Origin of the sequence: Xanthocytophaga agilis, assembly GCF_030068605.1 — a bacterium.
Classification (GTDB): domain Bacteria; phylum Bacteroidota; class Bacteroidia; order Cytophagales; family 172606-1; genus Xanthocytophaga; species Xanthocytophaga agilis.
The window spans coordinates 56,457-68,563 of sequence record NZ_JASJOU010000002.1 but is presented as its reverse complement, the minus strand read 5'-3'; the positions used below and the strand labels follow the sequence as shown (position 1 = coordinate 68,563).

Annotated in this window: 12 protein-coding genes; 8 read left to right on the top strand and 4 right to left on the bottom strand. The window is 37.5% G+C overall.

Going from position 1 to position 12,107, the window contains the following annotated elements; genetic code table 11:
* Positions 1–4 precede the first annotated feature (4 nt).
* The 7 genes from QNI22_RS06960 to QNI22_RS06930 all read left to right on the top strand — a co-directional run bounded on the left by QNI22_RS06960 (position 5) and on the right by QNI22_RS06930 (position 5,876).
* A complete protein-coding gene (locus QNI22_RS06960; protein WP_313975768.1) occupies positions 5–196 on the top strand; it encodes a cold-shock protein in 192 nt (63 codons plus the stop codon).
* A gap of 697 nt (positions 197–893) precedes the next feature.
* Positions 894–2,321, top strand: coding sequence for a CCA tRNA nucleotidyltransferase (locus tag QNI22_RS06955; RefSeq protein ID WP_314509914.1), 1,428 nt, complete (start codon positions 894–896; stop codon positions 2,319–2,321).
* 51 nt (positions 2,322–2,372) lie between these two features.
* Positions 2,373–2,585 carry a hypothetical protein gene (locus QNI22_RS06950; RefSeq protein ID WP_313974724.1) on the top strand — a complete coding sequence of 71 codons (213 nt, stop codon included), beginning with the start codon at positions 2,373–2,375 and terminating at the stop codon, positions 2,583–2,585.
* Between the two features lie 145 nt (positions 2,586–2,730).
* Complete coding sequence (locus QNI22_RS06945; RefSeq protein ID WP_314509913.1) at positions 2,731–3,960, top strand: aminotransferase class I/II-fold pyridoxal phosphate-dependent enzyme; 1,230 nt, start codon at positions 2,731–2,733, stop codon at positions 3,958–3,960.
* 114 nt (positions 3,961–4,074) lie between these two features.
* Complete coding sequence (rpsT, locus tag QNI22_RS06940; RefSeq protein WP_314509912.1) at positions 4,075–4,335, top strand: 30S ribosomal protein S20; 261 nt, start codon at positions 4,075–4,077, stop codon at positions 4,333–4,335.
* Positions 4,336–4,497: 162 nt separating this feature from the next.
* Complete coding sequence (radC, locus tag QNI22_RS06935; RefSeq protein ID WP_313999509.1) at positions 4,498–5,196, top strand: RadC family protein; 699 nt, start codon at positions 4,498–4,500, stop codon at positions 5,194–5,196.
* 62 nt (positions 5,197–5,258) lie between these two features.
* Positions 5,259–5,876: a DUF1684 domain-containing protein gene (locus tag QNI22_RS06930; RefSeq protein ID WP_314509911.1), complete on the top strand. Its 618-nt coding sequence runs from the start codon at positions 5,259–5,261 to the stop codon at positions 5,874–5,876.
* Positions 5,877–5,921: 45 nt separating this feature from the next.
* Here the strand turns inward: QNI22_RS06930 and hisC are convergent, their stop codons facing one another.
* Positions 5,922–7,082 carry a histidinol-phosphate transaminase gene (gene hisC, locus QNI22_RS06925; protein WP_314509910.1) on the bottom strand — a complete coding sequence of 387 codons (1,161 nt, stop codon included), beginning with the start codon at positions 7,080–7,082 and terminating at the stop codon, positions 5,922–5,924.
* Positions 7,083–7,432: 350 nt separating this feature from the next.
* Entirely contained in the window at positions 7,433–8,575 is a 1,143-nt protein-coding gene (locus QNI22_RS06920; RefSeq protein WP_314509909.1) for a pyridoxal phosphate-dependent aminotransferase, read from the bottom strand.
* Positions 8,576–9,168: 593 nt separating this feature from the next.
* Between QNI22_RS06920 and QNI22_RS06915 the strand changes: the two genes are divergently transcribed.
* Entirely contained in the window at positions 9,169–9,672 is a 504-nt protein-coding gene (locus tag QNI22_RS06915) for a hypothetical protein (protein WP_314509908.1), read from the top strand.
* 4 nt (positions 9,673–9,676) lie between these two features.
* On the opposite strand, the gene QNI22_RS06910 is transcribed toward QNI22_RS06915, so the two are convergent.
* A complete protein-coding gene (locus QNI22_RS06910) occupies positions 9,677–10,288 on the bottom strand; it encodes a hypothetical protein (RefSeq protein WP_314509907.1) in 612 nt (203 codons plus the stop codon).
* A gap of 76 nt (positions 10,289–10,364) precedes the next feature.
* Complete coding sequence (locus QNI22_RS06905) at positions 10,365–12,023, bottom strand: amidohydrolase (protein ID WP_314509906.1); 1,659 nt, start codon at positions 12,021–12,023, stop codon at positions 10,365–10,367.
* Positions 12,024–12,107: the final 84 nt, after the last annotated feature.

Here is a 12,107-nt window from a genome sequence, read left to right as displayed (position 1 = left end):
AAAAATGCAATCTGGTACAGTAAAATTTTTTAATGAAACGAAAGGATTCGGCTTCATTAAATCTGACAGTTCTAATGAAGACATCTTCGTTCACGTTTCGGGCTTGATTGACGAAATCAAAGAAAACGATAAAGTTACCTTTGAAGTGCAACAAGGAAGAAAAGGTCCGAACGCAGTTAACGTTCAATTGGCTTAATATAAATAATCCTTTTATATATAAATGGCCTTTCGAAAGCCCCTTATGTCAAAGTAAGGGGCTTTTTGTTTATTGTTGTTCTGAGTGTTATACAAATAGAAAAAGCCTGTACTTACAATACAGGCTTTTTTTATTTTAAATATTGTTATACGGCTCTATACCTCTTGTATTTCTTGAAAAATAATCAAGAGTCCCATTACATCAGAAAGCTTAATAATTGGCAAGCGAAAAACAAACAAGACCAATTATCGTGCTTATGGCTACGGCTAAAGCTACGGAAGCAGCAAATACCAAGGAAACTCCAATTTTAATTCTATTCACTGGTTGAAGCATCTTATGTTAAAGTATATATTGTATTTTAATTATGGATAAATGTTAAAATTCTATATATCAATGTTTTGTGTTTATTGATAATAGTTTGTTATCTCTAACATCTATTTATACTTCTATAGATAAAAAGGTAAATGCTGCAAAATCTTACATCCGTACTTTTTAGACGAAAGCTTTTTTTAAGCCTGTGAACGGTATATAAATCCAGATGAGCTTTGAGGCATTTACCCAAAATTATCCTCAGAAGTAGTATCTTTGAGCACTAAAGCATTTACTTGAAGCAGATGACTTCTGCACACTACGAAAAAAATATGCCCATGGTTTGCAGGAATACACTCTTTTAGCATTTTTATTTACCAAATCAGAGATGAACTTCGCAGAAATTATATATACGAATCCTATTTTAAAACGATTGTCTGAAATCGCCCAGAAAACAGGCATTGAAAGCTATGTAGTAGGTGGTTTTGTCAGGGATTTATTATTGGATCGACCATGTAAAGACATAGATGTGGTATGTATTGGGGATGGAAATGGGATTCACCTGGCTCAAAAGTTAAGTGAAACTGTAGATAATAATACACAGATTTCTATTTTCAAGAATTTTGGTACAGCACATGTAAATGTTGAAGATTGGGATGTCGAATTTGTTGGTGCCAGAAAAGAGTCTTATCAGCGTGATTCGCGTAAGCCTATTGTAGAAAATGGAACTTTGGAAGACGATCAAAACAGACGGGATTTTACTATTAATGCATTAGCTATTAGTTTGAACAGGAGAGATCTTGGTGCATTGATAGATCCATTTGATGGAGTAGGGGATCTCAAAAGAAAGATGATTCGTACTCCATTAACACCAGACGTAACCTTTTCGGATGATCCATTACGAATGATGCGGGCTATACGTTTTGCTTCACAACTTAGTTTTGATATAGACCCAGATTCTTTTGACGCCATTCAAAAAATGAAGGATCGTATTCGTATTATCTCACAGGAACGAATTATAGATGAACTAAATAAGATTGTTTTATCTTCTACACCTTCCTATGGTTTTAAACTGTTGTATCACTGTGGTTTGCTACAATATATATTTCCTGAGTTGGTGGCTTTGCAAGGAGTGGAAACACAAGATGGAAAAGGGCATAAAGATAACTTTTATCATACACTACAAGTTCTTGATAATGTATCTAAGAATTCCAATGACTTGTGGTTACGCTGGGCGGCTATTCTACATGATATTGCTAAACCGGCTACCAAGCGCTTTGATGCTCGTGTAGGATGGACATTTCATGGACACGAAGATGCCGGAGCCCGTATGGTTCCAAATATATTTCGTAGAATGAAACTTCCTATGAATGAAAAGATGCGATTTGTTCAGAAGTTAGTGCGATTACACCTGCGTCCTATTGCCTTGGTGAAAGAGACCATTACAGATTCTGCTTTACGAAGGTTGTTATTTGATTCTGGTGAAGATCTGGAAGCACTGATGATGTTATGTAGGGCAGATATTACTTCCAAAAATCATGAAAAAGTAAAGAAACACATTCAGAACTTTAATAAAGTTGAGCAGAAGCTACAGGAAGTAGAAGCACGAGACCGTATTCGCAATTTTCAGCCTGTTATAACAGGTGAGATAATTATGGAAACTTTTGGGCTTGCGCCTTCCCGGGAAGTTGGGGAAATCAAAACTGCTATTCGTGAAGCTATTCTAGATGGTAAATTACGGAATGATTGGGATGAGGCATACAGTTTTATGCTTTCTACAGGAAAAAAATTGGGACTTTCTCCTGTGAATAACTAGATAACAGAACAGGATTGAGTTACCTGTTTCATTGTTAAACAATCTTGTTTTATGGATCTGGATTTAAAGAAAGTTTTTGGTTCTGTATTGACAGTCTTAGGAATTGTCATGGTCTTATTTGCTTGTGTTGCCTTTTTATCTGATGGTAAAGCTGTTTTAGGGCTTTCTGTTTCTAAATGGGAATCGTTAGTTCCTTTTGTAGTTGGCTTTCTGTTTTTTATGGGTGGTCTGAGCCTTATTCGCCAGACTAGTAATAATGTTTGAATGAAATTGTTTTGTTCCTCTATAGACAATCCATATAAAATTTACTATATAATGGAGATTATTGAGTCTATTCAGTATATTTAATCAAAGTTACATCTTTAGGATGTAGGAGATAGGTTATTTTTCTATTTTGCTTTGTTTATATATGGCTCATGGTACTCCAGAAGGTTTAGAGTATAGAGGAAGCATTTTTGATAAATGCTATGCCGTAACCAAGGCTGATCAGCTTCGGAACACAGGTATTTATCCTTACTTTCGGGCCATTCAGGAAAGTGAGGGACCTGAGGTAATTATGGAAGGCCGTAAGATAGTAATGGCAGGTTCTAATAATTATCTTGGGTTAACTACTCATCCTCAGGTAAAAGAGGCAGCTATTAAAGCTATAGAGCAATACGGAACCAGTAGTTCGGGTTCCCGATTCCTGACAGGAACTCTTGACTTGCATAATGAGTTGGAAATGAAGCTGGCAAAATTTATAGGGAAAGAAGCTGCTTTACTTTTTTCAACCGGTTATCAAACAAGTCAGGGCGTTTTATTTCCGTTAGTTGGTCGAAGCGATTATATTTTTTCAGACCATGAGAACCATGCGAGTATTGTAGCTGGTATGTTATTGGCAAGAGGTGCTTTGAATGCACCTGTTGTTCGGTATCATCACAACGATATGGAGGACCTGGAGAAACGATTACAACGTGTTCCTGCAAAGGCTGGAAAGATTATTGTCACAGATGGAGTCTTCAGTACATTTGGTGATATAGTACCTCTGGATCAATTGTGTTCTCTTGCCAAAAAATACCATGCTCAGGTTCTTATTGATGACGCACATTCCTTTGGCGTTCTAGGAGAAGGAGGTAGGGGTACAGCTAATCATTATGGATTAAATCATGAAGTGGATCTGGTGTTTTCTACATTCTCTAAGACATTAGCATCTATTGGCGGGTTTGTGGCAGGAGAGAAACGAGTAATAGATTATCTGAAACATGAATCTTCTGCTTTCATGTTTAGTTGTTCTCCTTCTGCATCTGCAACAGCCGCTGCTCTGGCAGCTTTGCATGTGCTGCAAACAGAGCCAGAACTAATCCGAAAACTCCACTTTAATGCTAAGGTAATTCGTACAGGGCTTCAGCAAATGGGATATGATGTTCCTGATGGACAAACTGCTATTGTCCCTGTTCTGCTTTATGATGATGCAAAAGCCTGTCAACTTTGGCAGGGATTATATGATGAAGGGATATTCGTGAATGTATTTATAGCTCCTGCTATTCCACCAGGAAGAGCTATGCTACGCACAAGCCTTATGGCTTCCTTAGAAGGCAGTCATTTGTCTCGTATTCTGGAAGCATATAAAAAGATAGGCAAACGCTTACGTATTATCTGAAATGGTGTAATATAAAATTAGATTTTTTTAGATAATTATTTGGGAGTTAAAGATAAGTGCTCTATATTTGCAGTCCTTTTCAGAACAAGCGTTTTATTATTAGTTATACATACAATGGCAAATCATAAGTCAGCGATTAAAAGAATCCGCGCAAACGAAGCGAAACGTCTAAGAAACCGTTTCCAGGCAAAAACTACCCGTACGTTTATCAAGAAATTGAGAGAGACAAAAGATGCGGTAGAAGCGCAGGAACTTTATAAGAAAGTTGCTTCTATGCTGGATAAACTGGCTAAGAAAAACATCATTCATAAAAACAATGCTTCCAATAAGAAATCTAAATTGGCAAAGTTTGTGAGTGGATTGGCTGCTGCCTAATTGCATTTCTTATAAGATATTCTATGAGCCTTGTGTTTTTATGCAAGGCTTTTTGTTTTTTGTACTAAGTTGACCTCAATAAAAAGCGTATTTGCTCAGGTATAGGTTACTATTTATAGTGATTGTCGGATAAAATACAGTTTTCATTTTTTAACTTTTCCGATGATTGATCCAATTTCTACAACTAAAATACTAAGCTGGGCCGAAGAGGATCGCCCACGAGAGAAACTGTTGCTAAAAGGCAAAGCTGCTCTGTCTGATGCTGAATTAATTGGAATTTTGTTAGGGTCAGGAACGGTTTCTTTAAGTGCAGTTGATCTTGCTAAACAGATTCTGAGTAGTGTTGACAATAATCTGACCAGTCTGGCTAAGCTTTCTATAAAAGACCTAGAAAAGTTTAAAGGAATTGGTGAGGCAAAAGCCATTACTATTGTTGCAGCATTAGAGCTTGGTAGACGAAGGAAAGATAGTGAATTACCTCAAAGACAGGTTATCACTTCTTCGAAGGATGTCTTTACTATTATGCATTCCCATTTGCTGGACCTTTTGCATGAGGAGTTTTGGGTGGTGTTATTAAACCGATCCAATGTTGTAATGAAGAAGGTTCAGATTAGTGTAGGAGGAGTGTCCGGCACAGTAGCGGACCCAAAACTGATCTTCAAAACCGCTCTGGAAAACCTGGCAAGCTCTATTATTCTGGTACATAATCATCCATCCGGAAATCTAAAACCTAGTCAAGCTGATAAAGATTTGACACACAAACTTAAAGAGGCTGGTAAGTATCTTGAGATACCTGTTCTGGATCATGTAATTATTACAGAAAAAAGCTATTTTAGTTTTGCTGATGAAGGGATTCTATAACATTATTTTTAGCAAATGTTATCATATGAAATTCATTTGTATCATTGCAGAAAAATGAATCTATGAATGCAGGTAAAATATATTTCTTTGGCGTTGTTGCTATTGTAGTACTTGTACTGGTATATACATTTGTCTTTACAGGCAAGAAAGACTCTTATATAAGTGAACTCATTAAGTTCCGTGTTGAAAAAGATGAGTTTTTTAAAGAGTCACCTGACTCGCCCATCCAAAACAAAGAGGTGTTTACTAAACTCAATTACTTTCCTCCAGATCAGGCATTTAGGATCAACGCAGATATAAATCTGATCAAAGATACCACTCGTTTAAGAGTAGGACGTACAGATGGGACAACAGAATATATGATTCGGTATGCTTATGCTATTTTTCAGTTAGGAGGGAAGCAACACAAATTACTTCTTTTAAAATCGAGTGATGATGGCGATAAGAATCGGTTGTTTTTGCCTTTCAATGACAAAACGAATGGGTTTGATACATATGGTGGGGGACGATATCTGGATATAGACTGGAAAGAGGAAAAAGCAAAGGTTGTTATAGATTTTAATTTTGCCTATAATCCATTTTGTACATACAATGCCAATTATTCTTGTCCTATCCCTCCAGCTCAGAACTTTTTGGATATCCCTATCAAGGCAGGGGAAAAAGACTTTGCAAAACGGTAATTACAAAAATCCCCTGTTACACACAACAGGGGATTTTTGTAATTACTAACTGATCTCCTTGAAGGCTTGTGCAAAGATTTGCATTTGTTCCATAGTACCAATACTGATACGGCACCATTGCTTGTTATTGAACTGCCAGTTACGTACACCTACTCCTCGCTTCATCATTTCTTCTGTAAATTTTTTGGCATCCATTTTTACTGGAAAGATAACGAAGTTGGCATAGGATGGCACATATTCATATCCTTCATCTTTTAATGTCTTGTATAAGAACTCTCGGGATTGTGTTGTTTTCTGTACCACCTGCTTTGGAAATTCTTTATCCTGATAGCTAACCATTGCCCCTTGTATTGATAACGAAGACATATCCATCCCTCCTGTATACAATTTTTCCAGTTCTTTTATGATTTCAGGTTTGGCTATCAGATATCCAACGCGTAATCCTGCAAAACCATGTACTTTTGAGAAAGTGCGAGCAACAATTACATTCTGTCCTTTACGTACACACTCTACCATGGAATGTTGTTTTATATCGCCAAGATAGTCAATATATGCCTCATCTATAAATACAGGTACTTTACGGGAAACTGATTCACAGAATGACCGAAGTTTTTCAGTCTGTACAATAGTACCTGTAGGATTGTTGGGGTTACAAACATACATAAGGCGGGTATTGGAGCCTACACGTTTTTCCATTGCATCCAAATCATGTGTATAGTCTTTAGTTAAAGGAACTTTCACCCAGTTGGCGCCCCAGCCTGCTGCCATTTCCATTAAATAATCATACGTTGGATCTGCAGAGATAATGTCACCCCCTTTTTTACTATAATACATAGCTGCAGCCATTAACATCTCGCTAGAACCTGCACCCACTATAATATGATCAGGTGTAATACCTTCTTCTTTTGCTATCATCTGTACAAACTGGCGTTGCGCCATAAACGGATACATATAGCTATCGTTTAGTGCACCTGTAATAGCATTCTTTACCTTCTCTGAAGGTCCCCAGGGATTTTCATTCGCAAATAGCCTAGCTTTAATAACTGGCATGTCAGCCGCGATTTGTGCTTCACGACTCATTCGAAGACGACGAAAATCAGCCGTAGCTGCTGCAACTTCTTGAGGAGTGATGCCACTAAACGCAGCACCAGCAGTGAGAGCAACACTGGCTTTTAGCCAATCACGTCGGGTAAATGATGCAGACATATGGTTTTAGGATGTTTTGATTTAGGTTTGGTTTATGGAAATGCAAGAATATTATAGACAATCTCCGAAACAATCAAAAATACTGCAATTCGAAACAATGCCCAAATTCTGATATTGAAATGCGAAATATTATTTTGTTGTTTGTGTGATGAGTAGTATACTATTTTGATAGAGTTTGTGTGTGATAGTGTGTGACTATTGTTAATAGTGAAATAAGAGAACCTTATAGTTAGTAAAGCTTTTTGTATGTGTGTTTAAGCACATAAGCCCATGAATGAGAGCGAATGTGCTATTCATGGGCTTATCTATTGTTATCTTGTTATAATCTATAATAACACGGATTTACTTTATTATGCAATCTCTTTGAATGCATCTGCAAACATCTTCATCTGTTCCATGGTACCAAGGCTTACACGGCACCAGTTTTGGCCTGCATATTGCCATTCTGTACGAATGCTAACACCACGTTTGCTCATTTCCTCTAAAAATCGTTTACCATCCATTTTAATAGGGAAGAAAACAAAATTGGTAGCTGATGGTAAATAGTTGTATCCTTGTTCTTTTAAAACTTTGTAGAGAAATGCTTTACATTCATTATTCTTTGCAATTGAATATTTGATAAATTCCTTATCCTGATAACTGGCAAGAGCAGCCTGTGCAGATGTTGCACTGATGGCACTTGGTCCAGGAGTGAATTTGCTAATCTCTTTAATAGTTTCAGGTTTAGCCACTAAATATCCGATACGTAGTCCTGCAAAACCATGTACTTTTGAAAATGTGCGGGCAATCAGCACATTCTGACCTTTGCGTACACATTCCATCATGGTAGTCTTTTTCGGATCATCTGCATAGTCGATATAGGCTTCATCTATAAAGATGGGTTTCTTTGGAGAAACAGATTCGCAAAAGGCCATAAGCTTCTGAGAGTTGGAGACAATACCTGTTGGATTATTGGGGTTGCAGATATAAACAAGCGATGTTTTGTCTGTCACCTTTGCTGAAAGGGAATCATAGTCATAATCGTAATCTTTTGTTAAAGATACTTTTTCCCAGCCACAACCTACCTGAGTAGCTGCACGTACCAACTGCATATAGCTAGGGTCGCCTGATAAAATATGACTATCTGAGCCTGCTTTGAATGCAAAGTATAAGGCGGTGCCTGTAAGAAGCCCCCCTGATCCAGCTCCAAGTAATATAGAATCTTCACTTACACCTTCTTCCTGAGCAATAAGCTTTCGTAATTGCATCAATGACTCTCTGGGATAGAGATAACTGTCAGGAACAGCTTGCATCAATGCCTTTTTTGCCTTTTCTGAAGGACCAAATGGATTTTCATTGGCAGACAACCGGGCTTTAATAGCAGGAATATCTGCCAGGAATTTTTTGCGTTGAGACATGCCAGATGCATTCAAGGACGTACCTAGTGCTGCGCCTGTAGTAAACATTGCTCCTAATTTAAGCCATTGCCGACGATTGATAGATGAAGTAAGCATAGGAAACAAAAAGTTTTTTAAGATTTAGGAAATGCAGTATGAGTATAAACAGTAATCATGCTTTGCTACTCATAAAAGCGCTTTTGTTTGGTTTGATTGTAAGAATCAGGGAATAGGGTTGCTCCTTATTTGTATACTATCCTAATGCCCGACTATGGCTTGCCAACCGAAATGAGCCGCAATATCCCGATACGGCAAGCCCAGCCGAGTTATATACTGACAGAAGTTGGATAACTTCCGGACAGTTTCTGACTTAAAAGAAAAAGGTAATTACTGATAGAGAGAATACACAAAATAGCATAAAGTGCATTCTATATTACTACAAACATATCTCTGTCATGCGGCTCTTATGAGAGAAATTCGTTTGATTCGAGTTGATTTTATTTGATAGTGCTAATATTGTATTTTTAAAGTGAAATGCAAAATTTTATATGTGATATTTTGTTGTAATTAGTATTAAATTTTTATTTTAAATTAATAGGCCGAATTTAATATTATAGCAAAATGAGTTAAGTAAAAAATTATATTTAAAAATTACAATATTCATATTTATACTAACTATATATTTATTGCTGGATAAAACATATACTATTATGACAAACCTTCATCTGCAGCTTAATTCTTTTAAAAGAGTATTTTTTGGGATGGTAGTATTTCTTTTGACTTGTATCTATTCGGAATTTATTATGGCACAGGGTGGAAAGCGCCTGACTTCTAATGAATGGGTAACATTATCCAAAGTTACCTATAAGACTACAAAAGACGCCTATGGAGATATTAGTGTACCTGTATTCAGTGCAGAAACGAAGGCTTTAGCTGGTAAAACAGTTATATTGCCAGGCTATATTATTCCATTGGATGGTATTGAAGGTGCATTCAAAGCGGATCATTTTGTGCTTTCTTCTCTTCCTGTTGAGGCTTGCTTTTTCTGTGGAATTGGTGGCCCCGAGTCTGTGGCAGAGATTCAAATGAAAAACCCAATCGAATATACAAAGAAGCCTATTCGTCTAAAGGGTAAACTTACTTTAAATGAAACAGACTCATACCGACTAATATATATCCTTGAGGATGCAGAGTTTGTAGAGGTATCTCAATAAGGATTTAAGGAATACTATTTACTTTAACTACAAGCTGATAGGCATATTTATCAAAGAGACGAAACCCATTAAGCTGGAAAGTCTGGGGTTTATCTTTTAGCAGACTAACTGGAATGATTTCCAGTGTTAACAGATCTTCGTCTTGCAAATATTTTTGAATCTGTGTTGAATTTCTGGATTGATATGCTGTTAGAATTTCTTTTAAATGTTTTTGTACTGCTCTTTCTATTTCTGATATACTTCTTTCTGAATCAATCTCTATTACCAGCAGAATAAGCTGATCTGAAGATCTAATGTTTGTGTGGGAGAGATATGTTTTGGTCTTGTCAGTGTTTTTATCAAAGATTGTTAGATCTTTTATCACAGATAGAACGTGTGCTCCTGAGTCTGAGCTTATATAGCATAATAACTCTATCTCATCATTACCAGAAGAAACCTGTGATCCATCTTCTGTAAGATCCTGGGCTGTGAGTGTTACTACCAGAGGGGCTGCTAAGGCTATAGAATCAGATTCTGAGATAGTGGATTTTGGAATAGATGTACTTCTACAGGATACTAATAAAATAAGGATTATAAATCCTATAGAAATAAGAGATGAAAGTCTGCTTTTATACATAAATACTTAGAGGTAAAACTGTCTCTATCACTGGTTTAGAGACAGTTTTATTAGTTACTTACAGGTTAGAGCCAATTTAGGGATTTTTAGGGCTATTTCCAGACGCTTCTGCCGCTTTTGACTCTGACTGTATAGCTGCTTTCTGATCGTCCCGTAATACAGGATATTTAATTCCCAACTGTTCCAGATAGCTTTTATATTTTGTTGGATCGTAATAGTATTTTTTCATTTGGGGACGATACTGAGCCATAATCTTTTCATTCAGGTGAATAGCAGGTTTATCCTTATCTGATATTAAAGGCGTGTATTTGGTCTCTTTGGTTTGTTCTTTGTTGTAATACTCCCAAGCTTGTGTAATGATCTCAGGCTTTGTAAGCATATCCAGCAAGGTAAGTGCCTCTGCTTTGGCTCCTGCGGTAGCACCTTTGTGTGCTATAGGAGTTGCCATGGCAATGGCATTGGACCAATGGTGGCCAGGAAGACCAGGCATATTGGATGGATAGCGTAACACTACTGTAGGTAAACTCCATGAAATATCTGCAATATCGTCTGAACCTCCTCCCAAAGAGAATGTAACAGGTTTTCCCAAGGTATCCAGTTTCGTATCTAATCCTGTAATTTTGGGAGCATTCATTTCTTTCTGGCTGGCTTTGGCCAGCATCTGATCTGCTTCAGTCCAGGTTGGCAGGCCTACGCGTTTGATATTTTCATACATTGTTTCTGCAATAGGCTTATTGAAGTGTCCAGGCCACGCACTTCCCATTACTTCATATGTCATCTTTGTATCTGTCATCATTGCTGCGCCGTTTGCAATCTTGATGCCTGCATCATAGAGTGATTTTATCTTGGGATAAGTCCGTTCTCTAAAGTAGTACCAGACAGAAGCCTTTGACGGAACAACATTGGGCTGATCGCCCCCATCAACAATCACATAATGAGAACGTTGGGTTGGTTCAAGGTGCTCTCTTTTAAAGTTCCATCCGATATTCATTAATTCTACGGCATCCAGTGCACTTTTCCCTCGCCAGGGTGCTCCTGCGGCATGAGCTGCTTGTCCTTCAAAGGTAAACTTGACAGATATCATTCCATTGTAACCTGCATCTCCCCAGGATACCGCCAGGTTGTCATCTACGTGTGTGAAAATACATGCATCTACATCTTTGAAGTAACCATCCCGAATATAGAAAGCTTTAGTTCCTAATTGTTCTTCTGCTACTCCAGGCCAAAGCATCAAGGTGCCAGGAATTTTTTCACGTTCCATGATTTTCTTTAAGGCAAGTACAGAAGTAATATTGAGTGGAACGCCTGAATTGTGCCCTTCCCCATGTCCTGGAGCTCCTTCAATAACAGGATCATGATAGGCAACACCCGGTTTTTGTGAGGCCTTAGGAATACAATCAATATCACTACCGACAGCAATCAGAGGCTTTCCTGTTCCCCATTTGGCAATCCATGCTGTTGGAACGCCTGAAATACCATACTCTATCCTAAAGCCGTTCTTTTTAAGAATATCTGTTAGGTATTTGGAGGTTTCAGTTTCCTGGAAACCTAGTTCGCCAAAACTGAATACCATATCTATCATTTCCTGAGTAAACTTGGCATTCTTGTCAATTTCCGTTACCAGTTCCTGTTTTAATGTTTCTAATTTTTCAGGAGAAATGGATGGCTGATTTTGGGCAGAGACCCACATGGGTACACATAACAAAAGACAGAGGAGGCGAATACAGCTTTTCATAATACATTGTTTGGTTTGGAGTTAATAGGTTATTCTGAACATCTATTGTTATCATGGTAATTCAGGATTTATAATGATCACAAA

Bases quoted from the DNA above. Each gene is read 5' to 3' on its own strand.
- QNI22_RS06955 (WP_314509914.1), top strand. From the start codon at position 894: ATGAACTTCGCAGAAATTATATATACGAATCCTATTTTAAAACGATTG.
- QNI22_RS06915 (WP_314509908.1), top strand. From the start codon at position 9,169: ATGACAAACCTTCATCTGCAGCTTAATTCTTTTAAAAGAGTATTTTTT.
- QNI22_RS06920 (WP_314509909.1), bottom strand. From the start codon at position 8,575: ATGCTTACTTCATCTATCAATCGTCGGCAATGGCTTAAATTAGGAGCA.
- hisC (WP_314509910.1), bottom strand. From the start codon at position 7,082: ATGTCTGCATCATTTACCCGACGTGATTGGCTAAAAGCCAGTGTTGCT.
- QNI22_RS06960 (WP_313975768.1), top strand. From the start codon at position 5: ATGCAATCTGGTACAGTAAAATTTTTTAATGAAACGAAAGGATTCGGC.
- QNI22_RS06950 (WP_313974724.1), top strand. From the start codon at position 2,373: ATGGATCTGGATTTAAAGAAAGTTTTTGGTTCTGTATTGACAGTCTTA.
- rpsT (WP_314509912.1), top strand. From the start codon at position 4,075: ATGGCAAATCATAAGTCAGCGATTAAAAGAATCCGCGCAAACGAAGCG.
- radC (WP_313999509.1), top strand. From the start codon at position 4,498: ATGATTGATCCAATTTCTACAACTAAAATACTAAGCTGGGCCGAAGAG.
- QNI22_RS06930 (WP_314509911.1), top strand. From the start codon at position 5,259: ATGAATGCAGGTAAAATATATTTCTTTGGCGTTGTTGCTATTGTAGTA.
- QNI22_RS06905 (WP_314509906.1), bottom strand. From the start codon at position 12,023: ATGAAAAGCTGTATTCGCCTCCTCTGTCTTTTGTTATGTGTACCCATG.
- QNI22_RS06910 (WP_314509907.1), bottom strand. From the start codon at position 10,288: ATGTATAAAAGCAGACTTTCATCTCTTATTTCTATAGGATTTATAATC.
- QNI22_RS06945 (WP_314509913.1), top strand. From the start codon at position 2,731: ATGGCTCATGGTACTCCAGAAGGTTTAGAGTATAGAGGAAGCATTTTT.